We start from the raw sequence: 19,029 nt of genomic DNA on the forward strand, positions 1-19,029 counted from the left end.
GACAGAATTTCCTTTTAATTCGAGAATGGATGACACAAAGATTAATTGGTTACTGAGAACCAAACTGGGTACGTTGGACGTACTTCAGAACAGCTATACCTTTGATGTACAACCATCTGTCATTAATATTCTCGGCATGATAATCAAAGACCTGATAAGCAAAGTCATCAATATCAATTAACTTCTGTTCTTTTAAATCCTTACCTTCTCGAATAAGGGCATTCAGATCACCGCTATAGATGTAATAACGTAATCGATCATCTTTAGGAATAATTTGCCATTCTCTGCTAATTGCCACAAAAGCATTGCAATTTACATTGCCTTCGCAGCGTTTAACTGTAGGTGCAGAGGAGGGTTCATTAATGAAGGCCATGACTTTATTCATATCAGCATGACAAAGTGAGGTAATGGATAAGCAGGCTGCGACAGCACTGTATTTTAAAAATGCTTTGATTCGGTTGTTCATTAAAATTAAATCCTGATTATTGTTGTTTATTGATTTTTAGAACGTGCAGACAGGCAGCAATGCTACATTTCAGGCATAGTAGTACCTCAATGATCTGAATCTCATTGAAAAATTAGAAAAGTAAATGCCTGATCAGCGACAGTGATGCTGTTATGCAGATCGCTTTAGTTTGTCAAATGACCCGTCTTATGTGGCGATGGGCCATGATAAGAAGGAAAGGGCGAAGAATATTTAGAAATATAAAAAACAGTCATGATTGACTCCTTTGGGTATAAAGAAGTTTCACCACATCACTGCTAAATAATGGTGGCGAAACGAAAAGGGGTTAGCAGACTGATACCCAAAAAGATCAGCACACCCGAAGGTGTCCCCCTCCCGTTCCGCCGCAGAGGGGGAGACGCAGGGTCGCCCACCAAAAAGATAAACTTTTTAGTGTGCTTTGGGTAAACGGTCTGCTAAAACCGACTGACCATGTGGGTCAGCAAGCCCATCATAATCATAACGATTTCATAGGTCAATTCGATTTGTCCAGATGTTTTGTACAACTCAGTAAAAAATGAACAGGCATATGATTCCAAATTATTTCAAATACATATTACTGAAATGAAGTAACGCCAAGCATTGAACTTAGGTTCTTTGTCTCAGCGTTTTAAATACTCATTTCTAAACCCTTGGAGAACGTCCATGTCGTATTTGGATACAGAAGAAGAACCGTATAGCCCTCGCTTTAGAGAATCTCAAACACCGCAACTCAGCCTTGCAAGTGCTCCTACAACTTTGGCGATATTGGGTATGAACCTTGCCAAGTCGATGGGCTTTTCACCGATGCTAGGTGGTGTAGCAGGTGCAGCCTTGGGTGGGGTGATTCTGGTGTTAGCAGATCAAACTCGGTCAAATATCAGCACACATAAATACTGAGCAATACACAATTATCAGCAGAATTGAAGGACATATCTTATGGCACATTTAGTTGAAACAATGGCATTCACAGGAAAAACCCCTTGGCATGGCTTGGGTAATCAACTGACACCAAATCAACCGTTAGAGGTGTGGGCACAGCAGGCAGGGATGGACTGGCGGATTGAATCTTCGGATGTGAGTTACATGGCACAGAACCATCGGGGACAAAGCATCATCATGCCTTTCGAGGAGCAGCGTGTACTTTACCGTTCGGATACCCATGTACCTCTATCAGTGGTCAGTCAACGCTTTCAGGAAGTTCAACCGATGGAAATTCTGGAGTTCTATCGAGACTTAACTGAACAATCAGGTTTTGAATTGGAGACCGCGGGGGTACTTAAAGGTGGTAAAAAGTTCTGGGCATTGGCGAAGACTGGACAGACCTCAGCTTTAAAAGGAAAGGATATTAGCAATGGCTACATTTTATTGGCAACAGCCTGTGATGGAACCTTGGCAACCACAGCTCAGTTCACATCCATTCGAGTGGTGTGCAATAACACTTTGGCAATCGCTTTACGTGGACAGCAAGGGAATACGGGGGTGGTCAAGGTTCCGCACAGTACTCGTTTTGATGCGGATAAAGTGAAACAGCAACTTGGTATTTCAGTCCGTGCATGGGATGAGCACATGTATGAAATGAAGCAACTGAGTCAACGTAAAGTGACGCAGCAAGAAGCAGCTGCTTATTTTGATGCAGTGTTTAACAATACCAACATGAGCATTACGGAACAGGATGAAAGTATCATTCAGTTCTATCGGAATGCTGCTATGCCGAATCAAGCCAACCCATCTCGATCAGACAATAAAACTGAACCGAATGGACGTGCCATGTCTAAGGTGATGACCATGTTTAACGGACATGGGCGTGGGGCAGAGCTGAGTTCAGCCAAAGATACGGCGTATGGATTATTATGCTCAATCACCGAATTCTGTGACCATGAACGTCGTGCTATGAGTAGAGATCATCGCCTGGACTCTGCATGGTTTGGTATGGGAGCAGTCATTAAACAACGAGGACTTGAACAGGCATTAAGAATGGTGGCTTAAATCAAGGCATCTATTCAGTTTGAATTAAGCTTAACGTCCTAATCTAAAACTACGGTAATAACCGTAGCAAGCAAAGCAATACCCTTTTGGCCACATCCTCAGATGTGGCTTTTTTTATGCCCGAAATTCAGCTTTTACGATTTTACCGATACAGGAATATTCTCTATGAATAGTCATACCCAAATTCAGAACACCCTAAATCATCCACCTTTACAGCCTTATCCTATCAAGATTGAAACTGAACATAAGGTTGAGGTGGGCACACGAACCAAGAAAACACCAAAGAAAACCAGTCAACTACCCGCAGCCAAACGTCTTGCCAACACTAAAAAGCTGAATTACCAACAATGGTTGGAAGTCCGAAAGCAGGGCATTGGTAGCAGTGATGCAGCAACGGCATGTGGCCTCAATCCCTATATGTCGATGCTGGAATTATGGATGATCAAGACAGGTCGTATGCAGCAAAATATTGAAGATGAAAGTGCTGGCCATGCACCTTTATATTGGGGTAAGCAGCTGGAACCTCTAGTGGCCCAATACTACAGCATGCATACCAATCACAAAGTCCGACGGGTTAATGCCGTGCTACAGCATCCTGACGAAGACAAACACTTTATGCTAACTAACTTGGACTATACCGTGGTGGGTCATGAAGAAGTTCAGATCTTAGAATGTAAAACAGTAGGTGAGTATGGTTCAAAACTATGGCGAGATGGTGTGCCGCTGTATGTCCTTTGCCAGGTACAGCATCAATTGGCAGTCACAGGCAAACAGGCAGCGCATATCTGTGCCTTGATCTGTGGACATGAAACCCGAATCTTTAAGGTCACGCGCAGTGAAACGGTGATTAAATACATTGTAGATGCAGAGCGTTACTTCTGGGAATGTGTAGAAAAGGATATACCACCTGATGTCGATGCATCTGAGTCAGCAGCCAAAGCCTTACAGCTTTTATATCCTGTTCATATACCACTGAGCACTACTGATCTATCTGAGGATATCACAGCCAATCAGTGCTTTGAGCAATTACTGCAACAACGTCATTTGCTGGAACAACATCAGAGCAGTTTTGATCAGTTGAAGCATCAAATCCAAATCAAGATGCAGGACTCAGAACGAGCCATATTTAAGGCGGGTTCAGTTACGTGGAAGAAATCAAAAGATTCAGTTAGCTTAGACAGTAAAGCCTTACTGCAACAGCATCCCGAGTTTCTACAACAGTTCCCACAAAACAAACAGGGCACACGTAGATTCCAGATTTATACAGATGCTGATTAATCCAATCGAATTAGCCTAAGCAATTCCTATTAAGCTTCCGCATCACTTCCCCAAATCCCATTTCATCAAAAAAGCGCAAAACAGCCCCCGTCACCAGTAAGTACCGTGAAGTACTTACTGGTGACCAAATGGACTGTTCCGCGCTGAATTTATGCATTTTAAAAATGTTTGCTTCTTTCACATATCAAAGGGGCAATCGTCAAAAATTACCGTAGAGGAAAACAAAATGATTAAAGGTTTAGCAATCACGCCACCCGTATTAGGGCGTATCAGTATTGGCAAAATCGTCGAGAAAAATGGAAAGCGTATTCCTGAAAAGGATGATCAATTTACCATTACCAGCCAGATCCAGAATAAGGATGGTTGGGTGAAACACCCATTCGATGAACAATTGCGTGCCAAGGCACAAAACCAGAAACTCAGAACTATTCCAGTACGGATGATCTTTAATGATCCTGAACTGAATCTACGAGCTGAGTACACCTTATTTGACCGACAAACTGGTCGACCTATCTGCACAGGAAATGGCGAAACCTGCCAGCGTCTTGGACAGAACGGAATTCAACAACATCTATGTCCATCACCTGATTTATGTCCTTTGGCTCAAGGTGGACAGTGCAAACCTTATGGCAGGCTTTACGTCAATCTGGATGAATCGGATGAGTTAGGTACATTCATTTTTAGAACCACAGGCTTTAACAGCATCCGTACTTTGGCAGCACGACTACGCTATTACCATGCTGCATCGGGCGATCTACTGTCATGTCTGCCATTGCAACTGACTTTACGTGGGAAAAGCACGACACAGAGCTATCGTACTCCAATCTATTACGTGGATTTAACTTTACGTGATGGAGTTAATTTGCAAGAAGCCATTACTTCAGCTAAGCAAATCGATGAGCAAAGTAAAACATCAGGGTTTTATCAGGAGGCTTTAGATCATGTCGCGAGGCAGGGTTATGGGAATGCCAGTTTTGAAGTTGGAGATGAAGAGGGCTTGGATATTGTTGAGGAGTTTTACATTGATGAATCAAGATCAGAACAGCCTCAACAAACCCATGACTTGAGCCATGTTGAGGACATTCAGAAAGGGTTACAGCAGTCGGTTCAGGCTTTGAATTGAATAATTACTCTCTGTCTCTTAAAGATAGAGAGTTTTTTATTAAGTTGGTCTTATTTTTTTCATTTATAAAAACCCTTATGTAGAGGAAGATTCTCAAAAATTATAGTTTTAGGCTTGAAAAAGAAAAATGAAAACCTTAAATAGTGATGTATTAGGCATAATTTTCATTGCCTAAAGAAAAGCTAACCAATAATAACAGTAAGCTTTTAATTATTAATGAGTAACTAGGAACAAAATATGAACTTTTTTAAAAATCTTTTCAATCGCTTTAAACTTTTCTGTCAATCCGTTTATACCAAATATCGGAAGTCTATCAAGGTTGTCGCTACAACAGTAGTTTGTTCTGTGACTGGATACATTCTTGCACCTGCCTTTGCCTCCGTACTTGGTGCATGGGGATTTCTAGGTAAAGCGAGTACAGGTATTGCAATTAGCTCATTACATGGTGCAGCCTTGACAAATGCCTCCCTTGCCGCAGTTGGTGGTGGTGCTATGTCTGCTGGAGGTGGTGGAATGTTTGCTGGCAAGCTTTTGATTTCAGGTGCAAGCGCGGCCAATGGAATGTTTCTGTCAGCAGCATAAATTTAAAAAAGACTCTTTCGTTTAAATGAGGAGTCTTTTATCAAAACTACTTCTTTAAGCTTTTAGTATATCCGCATTCTGAATAACGGCTACAAGCCATAAAGTCACCGTATGGTCCTGTTCTTTTCCACATACGTCCCTGATTACATCTCGGACATCGCCATTTTTCTGGAATATCATGGTTAATGGACGTATTTTCATCTTTAGGTATATGAATAAATTCCTTGATGCTTGAGTCTTTGATAATTTCCTCTAGGAATACTGAATTACGTTCACCAATAAGAAAAACTTTCTCTTTTGCACGAGTCAATGCAACATAGAACAGACGGCGTTCTTCAGCATAGGCATGTGTTTCTGGTTGTGGCAAGACTAAGTTGATAAGAGGGTCATCTTCTTTTTCAGAAGGGAATGCACTACTGCCAGTATTTAAGCCTAAAATAATCACATAGTCTGCTTGTAGGCCTTTGGATGAGTGGATGGTTTTGAACTCAATGCTGCAATTTCTAAGAAAGGGCAAAATGCTGTCCAGATTTGGTTTGTGATGTTTGTAGCGACCCAAAATATAAATTGATTTCTTTTTACCTAAACTCGTATTGGCATTATTGATTTCCATAATGGTTTTAAACAGATATTCATAAATTTCCTGAGTCTTTGTTAGAAAGTTTATCTCAACTACTTTGCTGCTGGTTTTATCAACGGCATTGACCACTTTTTGAAGCTGGGACTTATTTTTTTGGATGAAGCCACTGGCGACATTGGCAATACCCTGATTGGAACGGAATGTCTGGGTAAGCTGTGTCTGTTTGGTATAGCCAAAGACCTTTTCAAATTGGGTAAAAATACTGATGTCTGAACCTGCAAATCGGTATATGGCTTGCCAGTCGTCCCCAACACAAAAAAGTTTTGTTTCGGGCACCTGATTCAGTAGGGAAAGGATGAGTCTGGCTCTGGCCTGTGAAGTGTCCTGAAACTCATCCACGATAATGAGCTTGAATGGGCTCTTATATCTATTTTCATTGATTAACTGGGCAGACTCGATTAGCAGGTCATCAAAGTCATGTTCCTTGCTGTTTTTCAATAACTGGTCGTACTGTTGGTAAACCTTGGAAAATAACTGTAAAAAAAGACTCTCCCGCAGGTTGAGTGAGGGTCTGGCCAATAGGCTCGCAATGTTGGCCTGATTGGATTTGTAGTGACTTAAAAAACTGACATAAAGTTCATTGGCATCATATTCATAGATAGACTGTGCCTTGGAGTTGATCTCGGCAAGAGTACGTGGCCTGAATACTTGTCCCCTTGATTTAAGCTCCTGTTCCAGTTTCCTAAAAATGGAACCTGTAATAAATTCATGAAAGGTGGTAGTGATTAAATCAGTTTTATATTGTTGATGGATTCCTAATTTCCATTTCATGTCATCCAGATACTTTTGTCCAAAGTGTGCAGGTGGCTTGCCGTGCTGGTCTACAGCGTAGTGTTCCAGATACAGGTTTATTTCAGGCAGGTAAAAGTCAGGCCTGTATTGGCGGTGATGTTCATTCGCTGTGTCATGCTCGTAGTTTCTTTCGTACTGGTAGGGAACCCCCTGACTGTACAACCAGTTTGCTATGGCTTTTTCACCATGTGACTTAACGATTTCGCCCTGATAGGTTTCAAAGCCATCCTTGAACCTGTCAAATGATCGTCTGTGTGCCTTTTCCCATTCACTTTGAGTTTTAAATGCAAAGGGAGACAAGGGTGGTCTTAGGTAGGCCGTTTTAAATAAAAGATATTTTGCCTGAAAGTCTGGATCTGTTTCAATCAGTTGTTGAATAATCCGATTCAGGAGGGATTGGGGTTTTCCTGCATCATTGGAAACTGATGGACTTTTTCCAGTTGCCTTACCAATCACCTTAACGCCGAACTTGTGGAAATTAAGTGCCTCAACACGGGTATTAAACTGGGCGAGAATGTCTTTTAATCGAAAGTTAATACGTTCACTGAGTTCCTCGCCTGCATTTTTATTGAATGCGAGAACCAGAATCTCTTCAGGTTTGTAGAGTCCAGTTAACAGGGCATAGCCTACCTTTCCAACAATTGTGGAGGTTTTCCCTGAACCAGCCGCAGCAACCAACAGGTTACGGTCCTCGAAGATGATGGAGGAAATGCGCTGTTCATCGGTGAGGGGCGTACTTTCCACCTGATCAAAGAACTGCTTAAATACCTTTAACTCACTTTCAACAAAACGCTTATTCTTTGCATCGATGGCATAGTTTGCCTCAACTGGCAATTCAATAAACTGTTGCAATCGCTCAAACAGGTTTTGTAGGGGCGGCTCAAATGCAAAAGAGATATCCCTTTGAATAAGGCTGTTAAACTGTTCAACAGGGGCTTTTGACCTTTGTGATAAATCTGACCTAAACAGCTTGCTGAGGTGATGAGATAGGTAAATATTTTGCTGGATAAAATTGTGATATTCCCGTAAGAACGGTTTTAAGGTTTCCTTGATCTTTTCAGCGTTTCTTTTATTTCTCAGGAATTCTGCATCATTGCGGATTTCAGTTTGAAACTGTTCAGCCTGTGTGTTGAACATGCCCTTGAACTGAAAGTTTTGATCAACGGTTTTGAGTGTCAATGATGACCATATCCAGCCTTTCTGGATATGCGTTTCCAGTACCTGTTCAGTATTGAGCTTTATGGTTCTGGTATCCAGTTCAAGTACCAGCTCAGGAAATGTATAGTTGAGTCGCCATTTGCTGGAACCTGCAAAAATGAAGCTGAGTAAACTTGGTTGGATATTCATATTGCCCTAAAATTAAAAATGTTTTTTAATAATTTGAGATTCATAAATGATTATAAATTTTACAGTAATTTTAGGTGGTATTTAGTTTTTATCACTATCAGTCTTCTAATAAATATCAGGTAAATCTTATTTTTTTAATGAAAGTCTATTTATTAGAGACTGAAGTTATTTAATCTAGAAGTTCTCTTCTTGATCTATCCATTCTTGAGAAGAAAGAATTAATTTTTCCATTTCTTCGATTACATCGTCACCCTCTTCTTGATATCCATTATCAAATGTAAAGTATGCTCCCCAGCTATCATCCTCTTCACGCAGATCTTTTATTCTTGTATCAATTGAATCCTCACCAAGCATCTTGTTTAAGTAGTTGATTTTTCTTTTCTTTACTCCGCCAAATTTTAAATGAGCTAAAAGATTTTGTATAAAAAAACTAGTTTGGCTGGAAAGTCCAGTTGCGCTACGCTTAGAGTATAGGAAAGGAACTAATCTATTATCTCGATTTCTATCATATCTAATATAAGCAAAAGCTTGATTATGAACGCAAATACAACTTAAATGCTCGAACGGGAAACAAATAAGTTTTCCTGGCCCACCTTGTGACATAGTATTAAGATCTGAATAAAAATCAGCAACCTTATGATATAATGATTCTTCTCGTAATGAACTTTCAAAAGCAAATATTCCTTTGAAAAATGGAGGTTTTTTATCATCTACATAAGAAGCTAGGCTCAATAATTCTAGGGCTGACCGAAGGTTGTTAAGTGTGATTTTTGTTTTAACCTCGATGACTGCGCGAACTGATTCTGGGGGGATAATTACTAGATCTGCTTCACGAAAAATGGGTGCATAATCTATTCTATCATAAATTAATATATCTATTTGTTTTTCTACGCCATGAATAAAACCTGTTGCAACATGATAACGTTCAGGTAAATGCTTTTTAAGAGTGTTTTTAAGAAGAGTTTCTCGATAGGTTCCTACAGTAGGGCCATGTTGATTAATAAACCTAATTCTCTGACTAAGTGTTTCTAATTCTGTTGCAATAGAAGCAGAGAAATTTCTTTGATTTTCAATAGCAAGAAATGCTGATGAAATTTTAAAAGAAACTATTTCATTATTAGGAGTGGCAATAATCATTTTTGCTGCCGTCAGACAGCGAATTATCCATTCGCTCTTTAATACATTTAGGGAAAATTTAGACTTATTAAGTAGATCAGTTAATTTTTTTAGCGTTAAGGATTTAGACTTATTTAAAAAAGCACAAATTAAATTACCAACTCGTTGCATATATATACTTAAGTTAGTATGTCTACTATTACTTAAAAATGAGAATGGAAATATTCTTAGTTTATCAAAGTCATCAAGTGGTATTGTTCTCTGGTTTTCTTCTGTAAGTAAATTTGTACAGAGGATAATTTCACTTTGTGTTTTTTTTATTATATAGTAAATCTTAATATTATCCCATTTGTCATCCATGTGGATACAAACATCATGAACTTGTAGTTCCATAAATCTGAATTCTCTATTGCTGTGTGCTGAAGTATAAGATAACTTTAATCTAGAAAGTTTTAAGTAGCTAATTTAATAAATATTTTATAAATAGATCTAGTTTTTACATTATAAAATATAAGTGAGCTATAATGAATAGCTCACTTATATTAATTCTAATTCAACTTATATGGGCTGAAGAATGGAATATCTACCTTCTCTATCCTTAAACGCTTTATCTCCACCTTCGAGTAGAATACATACTGTTTGTCTAATACCTTTGCTAGTCTCATCAGATTCATTATGTTCAAGAGATCCAGAATAGTATGAGATACGAGGATAAACCTGACTAGGTGATCGGGAGGATGATGCAATAATAATTTGTTCTGCATCTGTGCCTACTACTAAGTTTGGATTATGAGTAACAATAATAATCTGTCGATTTTCTTTTGCCTTTCTAATATATGGAACTAATTGAGAATATACAGATGAGTTATCTAAATTTCCTTCTGGCTGGTCAATAATCAAAGGGCGTCTATCATCTTCGTCCATTAATAAGTATAAGACTAATAATGCTATTCCTCTTGTACCTGGAGAAAGGTGTTCAAGATATGATCCAGCATACTTAATTCGATATGTTGTACTAATATGATCAGTAGAGAACATCCAATCAAATAGTTCACTTAACTTTAGGCTAGGAGCTGCACAATTCTGCATGAAATCAAAAGGTGAAACTTTCTGATTAAAATCAGAAAGGACTTGAGATATTTGATTTTTATCATTGCTTTCCCAGGCTGGAATAATTTTTTCAACAATGAAAGATTCAATTTCTTCTTTTTTTACTAAGGCATAGGGCTTTCTACCATCGAAAAATTTAACTATTTTATCAACCCATTCTTGACGATTGATTTTATAGCCAGCTGAAAGTTCGAATGTCATATCTGTGCCAAACGATGCTAATTGTTTTTGCATAGGCGCATATAGCTCTTTTAAGCCATTGAGATCTTCAGCCAAAGCTTCAAAATATTTCAAATAAATACGCTGTCTTTCAACAGTGTGCTCAGTTATTGAAGGTAAAATTTTCTGATCTATGTCTTGTATCTCTTTTTCTAACCTTTTCTCAGTTTGCTCGATATCATTAATTTGTTTTTGAAGATCTAGTAATCTTCTACGATTTATTTCATCGTTACTCAACTTTTGTTGGTAATCTATGATACGTTTTTGAATGTCAAAGAGGGTACTTCCAGTGGGGTTGTGGCTACTTTCATTGCCTTTAATTTTCTGAATTTCTTCATTAATTCTTATAGAGTTTTGTTCTAGAATAAATTCAATATTTGGATTCCAGGAAGGCTTTAGATTCTTGAAGTCTAGATTTCGGATAATTTCATGTTCTTGTGCACCTGCTATTAATTGGTCAATTTGATGATCTGTCTTTTCTTTTAAGTTTTTATAGGTTTTTAAAAGTTCATCAATATATCGTTTTGAGCGATTCAGTTTAGATAAACATAATTCTTGCTCTTTTAAATTGAGTTGTTCCTTTTCTAATAACTTTAATATTGCCTCATCTGCAGTTTGAGTTAATGCTGGTAATTGAGATTTGAAATCGATAATTTGCTTTTTAATTGATTCTAACGTTAACTGCTTTTCAGTTTTTTGGATAACAGTAAAATGTAATCGTTCAATTTCTCTATTTAATGCAACAATTCGACCACGGAATTCATTCTGTCTAGATTGTGATGCTGCTTCTCTTGCAGAGCGAAGCTCTTCGAATGAGGAGTAATCTTCTTTTAGATCTTCATCTAGATGGTTGAAAACCACCTCTTCAATTGCTTTTTGTAATTCATTCCCTTGATGATCATTAGAACAAAGTCTTTCTACAAAATCTTGAGATAAATAACGGACTAAAGGTTTAGGAAGTGATGGTGCATTATTGGGAAGTATACCAGTCGATACTTCACCATTCCCCCAAGTAAGCTCGATTTTTACATCAGATAAATGACGTTTACCTTTATTAATAAACGAAGCTTGCGATTTAGTATCTAATGGAACACCGCCAGCAAACGCAATAAGATCAGCAATTGCTGTTTTTCCAGCTCCTTTTTCGCCTATCACAGAAATGAGACCAGAATTGAGGTTTAATATTTCTTGAGAGAACCAACCGTTGTGATTATCAATTTTAATTTTGGTAATTATTTTACTTAAATTAGAGGGTTGAGGTCGTATATTACTTATTTTTACTCTTGAATCAGGCTCCCATAGTACTTGTTTGAGTCCTTCAAAAGTGGGGTCTGCTTTAATCCAACAGAATCTATCATGATCAGGTCTAAATAGATCATCTTTTGTGTGTGCATCAGAACCATGTAAACATGGTTTTAAGCTTTTATACATTCTTATAATTTCTTGAGAATTAGTACCATTTTTTTGACCTAAATAATATTTTCTATCATTAGGATTCCCAGAAAATATGAAATGAGATTGTCTTATTAATTCATCTCTAACAGAAGAGAACCCATCCGCTGGTAAACCACTGATTCCATCTTTTCCATTTGCAATACCTATTAAGGAATTTTTTTAAGCCATGCATCATTATCAATCCAATTCAGAATGTCAGTATAAGAGGGCTTGAATTGTTCTATCCCAAACTTATAAGCTAATTGTTCCTGAATACTAGGATTTTGAGCTTTTGCGAAAGAGATTAAGTCGTCTTTATAGCAACCATATTGTGTCGAGTTATAGGTAACTTTTAAATTTGTAAGAGCACGTTCTATTTTATTAATGTGGTCTGAATCTCCTGGATTTATCAGTAAGTGGATGTTTAACGCTTTCCCATCACTTGTTGATGGCTGTGCACGAAACTCAATATTTGGTAAAACAAATTTTACTGAACTTAATCTAGGGGCGGTTGTATCGTTAAGAGCTTCATAGATTTTTTTGTAGCCATCAATTGTCATATAGTCAGTTATTCCAATGACTGCTATATCGAACTCTTTAGTCTTAGTTTCTAAAGCATCTAGATATTGTTCCCATGTGGTTCCAATAAATGAAGAACCTAGTTGGCTTTCAGGTGTATGAATATGAAGATCCCATCTTCTCCATTCAGATCCTATATGGTATTCAGAATTCTTAATATTAAGTAAATTCATTTTTTTCTCAATTTAATCGTGCAGCAGCAGTTGCGATATGACCAGCTAATGAAGTTATAAATGTTTTTAAGCCTGTCAAACTTGATAATTCAGAATATTTTCCATCAACATCTGCGGATCTTTCTGAAGCTAAAATTGTGGCATTTGTATAAAGTTGTTCTTGTACTAAACGTTGGCATAGAACATCGTAACGTTGGAGGTAAGAGGCATTTTTAAATTCCTCAAAAATGGGGAAATGGGGAGATCTATCTTTAACTGGTCTGCGCGATTCAGGAGCATCTTCTACCATCATTAACCATCCAACGAATGGTCTAGATTGTTTTCCAAATGCACCCTCTCTATAAGCTGTCCATAAATCGTGTGCTGTACCTAGTGCTTCTTCAGTACGATTATTAAAATTATTACCAAAGGATGGACCAACTTGGCTTTTTAATTCAATAGCAGCAATTAGTTCTCCTTTATAAAGAACTAATAGATCCCATAATTTCGTAGGGCGAAAATATCCAGGTAACGTTAGCATTGCCTTATTTTGATAGATTTCAGCATGTCCTAGGCCATTTTGTTGAATTACCTCAAGGATTAGTTCTAAGAATCCATCCATATTTTTTCCTGCTGTAACACCAGCACGTTCTCCTTGATCAGCTTTACCAGTATTAATTTGTTTTAGCTTTGCGGCTGCACGGTTTCCCCAAAATAATTTGACAGCATCCTCAGCTTTTTTTTCATAATTTACTAAATTTAGAGTCATTTAATTTTCATCCTCCCCTAATATAGAGCGTTCTTCAGTGCTCAATTTATAAAGTTTAAAAGTCGCTTGATTGCATGCGGAAAGATCCCTATTTTTCGCAGCGTGAATGAGTTCAGTGCGTAAGGTTTCACATACATTTTCCCAAAGTGGTAAACGTATTCTTCTCAGGTATTGAGCTTGAAATCTAAGGAAACCACCTTTCATTTTTGTTGAATACATACCGATAAATAATCGTGTAACCGAGGACATTAGTACGGCTTGTAATGCATGTAAATCCCAATTCTGAGAGGTCACAAAGTATAGATTATGATGTGGATAAAAATTTCCATCTTCATAAACTATGTGAGCTTGTCCTTTTATATCAGGAATTAATAATTTTTTCTTTGATAATAATGAGGGGGTTATACGATCAATTGTACGATACCAATTTAATGGGTTCTTCTTAGCGCAATGGCGAGCACTAATGATTTCTTTATTAGATTCTAAATATTTTTTTAGTTTAGGATATTTATCAAGATCGACTAACTCTCCAGATTCTTCAAATGGATTGATTACGACCTGTTTCTGCCAACGCATTTCACCAGAAATAATGTCCTTTGTGGTAGCTAAAGGAATTTTTCTATCTGATTCTATATCTATCTCGTCATCCTTACTAATAAAGATTTTATCAGCACCAGTAGCTACTCCAATGCCTACCTTACACTCAGCATCCTCTAATAGTGGAAATTCATTTTCAATACGGCGTATAAGAGCTGTTTGATCTTTTGATTCTAATAGCCATGGTTCATGCCCATTTACAATACCGGCTAACTCTTTGACGAACGTACAATCTCGTAAAAGATTTTCAGATAATAGTAAGCGAGATAGTTCTGCTAATACTTTTTCTGAAATCTCTGGTTGATGAGCTATACGTGTAAATTTTCCAGAACCTTTCTTAATAATAGTGATTGCTGGATAGGCTATCACTTCTGTATGGAAGGCATCTGTATCCATCATATCTATGTAAATTTTTAAATGATAATTATCAGATATGAACTTTCTAAGTTGAGATCCATATTTATTTTTCATCCAGCGATCTGCACAGATAAAGCCCAGTTCTCCTGAATTAGAAAGAAGAGATAGTGAACGTTCTATAAAAGGAACATAAATATCAGCACGATCATAAATTGTTTTGTATATAGAGCGATATTTAGCTAATAAATCATTTTTAATCAATTCTTGACGAACATAAGGAGGATTTCCAACAACAAAGTCGAATGATTGATTTATTGGTGTTAAAAGAAAATCTTCATTTATTAGCCAACTATCAACTAATTGAATCGCTTGGTTAGCCGTAAAACTTTCACTCTTTAGTTGCTCTATTAACTTAAAACGAGTGGATTCGAAAGTATTCTTATCAATTTCTATTGCACGAATTGAATTAATAAGTTCATTGAAATCTAACTTATTAGTTTTTTTTGATTTTTTCCAAGATTTAACAAGTCGCTTTACTACAATTTTAAGAAAGTCTCCATCGCCAAAAGATGGTTCTAATACGCTCATTTGGTATAAAGCACGATCATCTGTGTAGCCAACTAAATCTAATATGAAACTTACAACTTCTGAACGTGTGTAAATAGCACCACGAGGTAAAATTTCATTTTGTTGTTGGAAATCAGCGTTCATATATTTCATCTACTACAGTCGAACATTTGAGAGGAGCTAAATTTGCCCATTAAAAGATGATAATGATGGAATAGTATGATTGTATCTTAACATTAGATGTAAATAATAAGGGAGCGCTATAAGAATTTCTTATAAGATGTTAATTATCATTTTTTACACCTTATTTACACCTAGGAGTTTTTTTTATTTATTAAGTTGTTGATAATTTTTGTTAAATTTTATTTTGTTGTCCAATCCATCATCGGTGCAACGGATATTCTAGGATGTATTTCTTTGACTACATTATTTTGAATATCAGACATTTGAACACCAATAGAATCAATAAGAGAGGAGAGTCAGATCTGTATATTACCCATCAACTTTATGTGCTGAATATATGAGTTCTAAGAACATTTCTCATACATCAATTCAAGTGACTGCGATAAATCAGAAAATTCTGAAAACAGATTAAAAAAGCAGGAGCTGAATTATACTGGAATGCTAGAATTTAGCAAAAATTTCAATACTGGCATGAATATTGAATAGATTAATATTTGCTCAAATTTGCATTTCGATCCATTACATAAAATTACATAAATTATATACTATTGATTTTTATGATTAAATTTAATTATTTTATACAATAATAGTTTCAACTCAAACTATTTCATCTCAATCAATTTGAAGAAAAAATATTCGCTCCCTATAATGATTTTCACTCATGGGATCAGGAAGAAAAGTATTTGGCTTAGATATTCAGAGCGATAAATAGCGTGGTAATTTTCCATTAAAATACAGACAACATCATGTACAACGTACTAAAATAGTGTGTTTAGCTTTTTTTGTGCGTGATTGAGATGGATGATGCTGTACGTGTTTTGCAAAGTGTTCGGCGGATAGAACAATGTGTGGAGCTTTATTCCAAACGATTGTCTCAACTTCACCATATCACCACACCACAATTAGTTGCTCTGATGACGATTGCAAAAATTGGTCCTTGCAGTATGTCTGCGATAGGGAAAGCAATTTTTGTTAGTCCAAGTACGGTTGTTGGGATTGTTGATCGCCTAGAAGAAAAAGGGTTGGTATTGCGTATGAGGGATACACAAGACCGTCGACATGTACGTGTCAGCCTGACTTCAAAAGGTGAGCAATTACTCGATCAATCACCATCTGCATTACCAGAAGGTTTTTCACTGGCTTTACAAGCATTAACCAATGATGAGCGCCAAAGTCTCGTTATTTCGTTAGAGCAGTTTGCCCAGTTATTAGAGGCAAAAGTTCCAAATTAAAGCCAGTAAAAAGCAAGATAATACAGATAAAGATGTGATTAATTTCTAACAGCCCAAAAGCTTTTCTGATACCACACTTAACTTGAGTATGCCGAGTATGGAAATACAAAAGGAGATAGCGTGGAAGCTTTATCAAGACAGTCGATACGTTCGACCAAACAATCAATTATTCATCAATTGAATCAATACAATGTGCGCAACTTTCAACCACAAGATGTGCGAGAAGTTCATGCCTTGATTCAATCTTGCCCATCTTTGGATTTAAATTCACTCTACGCTTATGCATTACTTGCTGAGCATCATACGGACACTTGTTTTGTTGCTTATGATCATAAGGGACAAATTTGTGGTGCTGTCACGGGATATATTTGCCCTGAAGAGCCAGATACTTACTTCTTGTGGCAGATTGCGGTCTCGCCCACGGTACAAGGAAAAGGCATAGGCTCCTTACTCCTTGATAATGTTAGAGAACAATGCCTAGAACCCCGCCAATTAAAACGATTAAAAACAACAATTTCACCAAGTAACAAAGCCTCTCAAAATCTTTTCCGCAGTTTCGCTTCCCGTTTTGATGTTGATTGCAAAGTCAGTCCATTTTTATCAAAACAGGCGTTGCAACCCTTAGAACCAGAACCTTTTGAAACACAACATGAACCTGAAGATCTCTACACATTAGGGCGTTGGGATTGGAATTGATCAACCTTTAAAGCGTTGATCTTGTTGTTTTACATTCACTCGGAGTGATTCATGAATATTTTCAGCCGATTAGAGTCTGAAGTACGCGGCTATATCCATTCTTTTCCTACAGTATTTAAAACTGCAAAAAATGCAGTTTTAGTGGACGAGAAAAATAAGCACTACATCGACTTTTTGGCGGGTGCAGGCACATTAAACTATGGACATAACAATCCAGTCTTAAAGCAAGCTGCGATTGACTATCTGATGCAAGATGGGATTGTGCATGGTTTGGATATGGCGACGTCTGCAAAGAAAGCGTTTATTGAGACTTTTGAGCAATACATCTTAAAGCCAAGAGCTTTGGATTATAAGTTGCAATTTACTGGTCCAACAGGGACTAATGCTGTTGAAGCTGCGATCAAACTCGCACGTAACGTGACTAAGCGACACAATATTATTGCTTTCACCAATGGCTTTCATGGTGTCAGCTTAGGTGCACTTTCACTTACAGGAAATCAAAAGTTCCGTGAAGCAGCTGGTGTTGAGTTAGGCAATGTTCATCATGCTGCTTATGCAGGCTATTTTGGTGATGACGTTGATACCATTGCGATGCTTGATAAACTGCTCGCGGATCGAAGTAGTGGTGTGGATCTACCTGCGGCGATTATTGTGGAATGCGTGCAAGGTGAAGGTGGTCTAAATACAGCAAGTATGCAATGGCTTAAAAAACTTTCGACCTTGTGTAAGCAGCACAAAATATTATTAATTGTGGATGATATTCAAGCAGGATGTGGTCGTTCTGGAAGTTTCTTTAGCTTTGAAAAAGCTGAGATTTACCCTGATATTGTGACTTTATCTAAATCATTGTCAGGTTTTGGTCTGCCGATGTCATTGGTGCTGTTTAAGCCGTCTTTAGATATTTGGAAATCGGGACAACATAACGGAACTTTCCGCGGTAATAATCTAGCATTTGTCACTGCAACCACAGCCATTCAAAAATTTTGGGCAGATCGAAAATTCCAAACAGAATTGGCGCAAAAGTCTGAGTTGGTGAGCAGCCGCCTAAGACACATCGTGCAAAAATTTCCTGAAGCTGAACTGACACATCGTGGTCGTGGGTTGATGCAAGGTGTTGCCTTTAAAAATCCTGATTTGGCTGATGAGGTGACAACACAAGCGTTCAATCTAGGCTTAGTGATTGAAACCTCAGGTAGTCGTGGCGAAGTGGTGAAATTGCTTCCACCATTGACCATTGAGAATGAGACCTTAGAAAAAGGGATCGACCTGCTAACTCAGGCGATTGAGCAAGTTGTGCAAGATGATGCTCACGCTAAAACTTTGAGTACTCAAAGCAAATCTATGAATAAATTACAAGGAGCTGTTTCATGATCGTACGTCAACTACAAGATATCTTAAATACTGAGCGTGATGTGCAAACAGAAACTTGGGCAAGCCGCCGTCTATTGTTACAAGAAGATGGTATGGGCTTTTCAATGCATGAAACAACGATTTTTGCGGGTACACAAACCCATATTTGGTACAAAAATCATTTGGAAGCGGTGTATTGCGTACAAGGTGAGGGTGAAGTTGAACTGATTCCTTCTGGTGACGTCTACAAAATTACACCGGGAACATTGTATGCCTTGAACAAAAATGACAATCACTATTTACGTGCAAAAACGGATTTAGTGTTGGTGTGTACCTTTAATCCTGCATTGGTTGGAACAGAAGTTCACGACAAAGATGGTGTTTATGCAACACCTGAACAAATGATGAAACAAGTGGAGGAGGAGGCTTAATC

Annotated in this window: 16 protein-coding genes; 9 read left to right on the forward strand and 7 right to left on the reverse strand. The window is 37.6% G+C overall.

What is annotated here, in order from left to right; all coding sequences use genetic code 11:
• Positions 1 to 49 precede the first annotated feature (49 nt).
• Positions 50 to 466 (reverse strand): hypothetical protein, encoded by a 417-nt coding sequence (locus ACT4_RS02235; RefSeq protein WP_007479457.1) that lies wholly within the window; start codon positions 464 to 466, stop codon positions 50 to 52.
• Between the two features lie 684 nt (positions 467 to 1,150).
• Between ACT4_RS02235 and ACT4_RS02240 the strand changes: the two genes are divergently transcribed.
• From ACT4_RS02240 to ACT4_RS02260, 5 genes are all read left to right on the forward strand, one after another.
• Positions 1,151 to 1,384, forward strand: coding sequence for a hypothetical protein (locus tag ACT4_RS02240; protein WP_007479458.1), 234 nt, complete (start codon positions 1,151 to 1,153; stop codon positions 1,382 to 1,384).
• A gap of 39 nt (positions 1,385 to 1,423) precedes the next feature.
• Positions 1,424 to 2,473 carry a DUF932 domain-containing protein gene (locus ACT4_RS02245; RefSeq protein ID WP_007479459.1) on the forward strand — a complete coding sequence of 350 codons (1,050 nt, stop codon included), beginning with the start codon at positions 1,424 to 1,426 and terminating at the stop codon, positions 2,471 to 2,473.
• Positions 2,474 to 2,638: 165 nt separating this feature from the next.
• Positions 2,639 to 3,751 (forward strand): YqaJ viral recombinase family protein, encoded by a 1,113-nt coding sequence (locus tag ACT4_RS02250; protein ID WP_007479461.1) that lies wholly within the window; start codon positions 2,639 to 2,641, stop codon positions 3,749 to 3,751.
• A 226-nt stretch (positions 3,752 to 3,977) separates the two neighbouring features.
• Positions 3,978 to 4,874: a hypothetical protein gene (locus ACT4_RS02255; protein WP_007479463.1), complete on the forward strand. Its 897-nt coding sequence runs from the start codon at positions 3,978 to 3,980 to the stop codon at positions 4,872 to 4,874.
• Between the two features lie 345 nt (positions 4,875 to 5,219).
• Entirely contained in the window at positions 5,220 to 5,456 is a 237-nt protein-coding gene (locus tag ACT4_RS02260; RefSeq protein WP_227509639.1) for a hypothetical protein, read from the forward strand.
• A gap of 46 nt (positions 5,457 to 5,502) precedes the next feature.
• Here the strand turns inward: ACT4_RS02260 and ACT4_RS02265 are convergent, their stop codons facing one another.
• From ACT4_RS02265 to ACT4_RS02285, 6 genes are all read right to left on the reverse strand, one after another.
• The gene (locus ACT4_RS02265; RefSeq protein ID WP_034604486.1) at positions 5,503 to 8,235 is read right to left on the reverse strand and encodes a UvrD-helicase domain-containing protein; all 2,733 of its coding nucleotides are present in this window, start codon (positions 8,233 to 8,235) and stop codon (positions 5,503 to 5,505) included.
• Positions 8,236 to 8,409: 174 nt separating this feature from the next.
• The gene (locus ACT4_RS02270) at positions 8,410 to 9,744 is read right to left on the reverse strand and encodes a DUF6602 domain-containing protein (RefSeq protein ID WP_007479469.1); all 1,335 of its coding nucleotides are present in this window, start codon (positions 9,742 to 9,744) and stop codon (positions 8,410 to 8,412) included.
• A 165-nt stretch (positions 9,745 to 9,909) separates the two neighbouring features.
• Positions 9,910 to 12,282: a TrlF family AAA-like ATPase gene (locus tag ACT4_RS02275; RefSeq protein WP_374750059.1), complete on the reverse strand. Its 2,373-nt coding sequence runs from the start codon at positions 12,280 to 12,282 to the stop codon at positions 9,910 to 9,912.
• Positions 12,282 to 12,866 carry a hypothetical protein gene (locus ACT4_RS17380; protein WP_007479472.1) on the reverse strand — a complete coding sequence of 195 codons (585 nt, stop codon included), beginning with the start codon at positions 12,864 to 12,866 and terminating at the stop codon, positions 12,282 to 12,284. Before ACT4_RS17380 ends, ACT4_RS02275 begins: the two co-directional genes overlap by 1 nt.
• A gap of 7 nt (positions 12,867 to 12,873) precedes the next feature.
• Positions 12,874 to 13,614, reverse strand: coding sequence for a PaeR7I family type II restriction endonuclease (locus ACT4_RS02280; protein WP_007479473.1), 741 nt, complete (start codon positions 13,612 to 13,614; stop codon positions 12,874 to 12,876).
• A complete protein-coding gene (locus ACT4_RS02285; RefSeq protein WP_007479476.1) occupies positions 13,615 to 15,279 on the reverse strand; it encodes an Eco57I restriction-modification methylase domain-containing protein in 1,665 nt (554 codons plus the stop codon). It abuts the gene before it with no gap.
• Between the two features lie 836 nt (positions 15,280 to 16,115).
• On the opposite strand from ACT4_RS02285, the gene ACT4_RS02290 reads away from it, so the two are divergent.
• The 4 genes from ACT4_RS02290 (at position 16,116) to ACT4_RS02305 (ending at position 19,027) form a co-directional block, all read left to right on the forward strand.
• A complete protein-coding gene (locus tag ACT4_RS02290; protein ID WP_004881726.1) occupies positions 16,116 to 16,550 on the forward strand; it encodes a MarR family winged helix-turn-helix transcriptional regulator in 435 nt (144 codons plus the stop codon).
• 120 nt (positions 16,551 to 16,670) lie between these two features.
• Positions 16,671 to 17,246, forward strand: coding sequence for a diaminobutyrate acetyltransferase (ectA, locus tag ACT4_RS02295; protein WP_004881727.1), 576 nt, complete (start codon positions 16,671 to 16,673; stop codon positions 17,244 to 17,246).
• A 51-nt stretch (positions 17,247 to 17,297) separates the two neighbouring features.
• Positions 17,298 to 18,617 carry a diaminobutyrate--2-oxoglutarate transaminase gene (gene ectB, locus ACT4_RS02300; protein ID WP_007479479.1) on the forward strand — a complete coding sequence of 440 codons (1,320 nt, stop codon included), beginning with the start codon at positions 17,298 to 17,300 and terminating at the stop codon, positions 18,615 to 18,617.
• Positions 18,614 to 19,027 (forward strand): ectoine synthase, encoded by a 414-nt coding sequence (locus ACT4_RS02305; protein WP_007479481.1) that lies wholly within the window; start codon positions 18,614 to 18,616, stop codon positions 19,025 to 19,027. Before ectB ends, ACT4_RS02305 begins: the two co-directional genes overlap by 4 nt.
• Positions 19,028 to 19,029 lie beyond the last annotated feature (2 nt).

It is taken from the genome of Acinetobacter sp. NBRC 100985, assembly GCF_000241225.1.
Lineage (GTDB): Bacteria > Pseudomonadota > Gammaproteobacteria > Pseudomonadales > Moraxellaceae > Acinetobacter > Acinetobacter venetianus.

Coding starts and splice junctions, on each gene's coding strand:
- ACT4_RS02235 (WP_007479457.1), bottom strand. CDS start 466: ATGAACAACCGAATCAAAGCATTTTTAAAATACAGTGCTGTCGCAGCC.
- ACT4_RS02240 (WP_007479458.1), top strand. CDS start 1,151: ATGTCGTATTTGGATACAGAAGAAGAACCGTATAGCCCTCGCTTTAGA.
- ACT4_RS02245 (WP_007479459.1), top strand. CDS start 1,424: ATGGCACATTTAGTTGAAACAATGGCATTCACAGGAAAAACCCCTTGG.
- ACT4_RS02250 (WP_007479461.1), top strand. CDS start 2,639: ATGAATAGTCATACCCAAATTCAGAACACCCTAAATCATCCACCTTTA.
- ACT4_RS02255 (WP_007479463.1), top strand. CDS start 3,978: ATGATTAAAGGTTTAGCAATCACGCCACCCGTATTAGGGCGTATCAGT.
- ACT4_RS02265 (WP_034604486.1), bottom strand. CDS start 8,235: ATGAATATCCAACCAAGTTTACTCAGCTTCATTTTTGCAGGTTCCAGC.
- ACT4_RS02270 (WP_007479469.1), bottom strand. CDS start 9,744: ATGGAACTACAAGTTCATGATGTTTGTATCCACATGGATGACAAATGG.
- ACT4_RS17380 (WP_007479472.1), bottom strand. CDS start 12,866: ATGAATTTACTTAATATTAAGAATTCTGAATACCATATAGGATCTGAA.
- ACT4_RS02280 (WP_007479473.1), bottom strand. CDS start 13,614: ATGACTCTAAATTTAGTAAATTATGAAAAAAAAGCTGAGGATGCTGTC.
- ACT4_RS02285 (WP_007479476.1), bottom strand. CDS start 15,279: ATGAACGCTGATTTCCAACAACAAAATGAAATTTTACCTCGTGGTGCT.
- ACT4_RS02290 (WP_004881726.1), top strand. CDS start 16,116: ATGGATGATGCTGTACGTGTTTTGCAAAGTGTTCGGCGGATAGAACAA.
- ectB (WP_007479479.1), top strand. CDS start 17,298: ATGAATATTTTCAGCCGATTAGAGTCTGAAGTACGCGGCTATATCCAT.
- ACT4_RS02305 (WP_007479481.1), top strand. CDS start 18,614: ATGATCGTACGTCAACTACAAGATATCTTAAATACTGAGCGTGATGTG.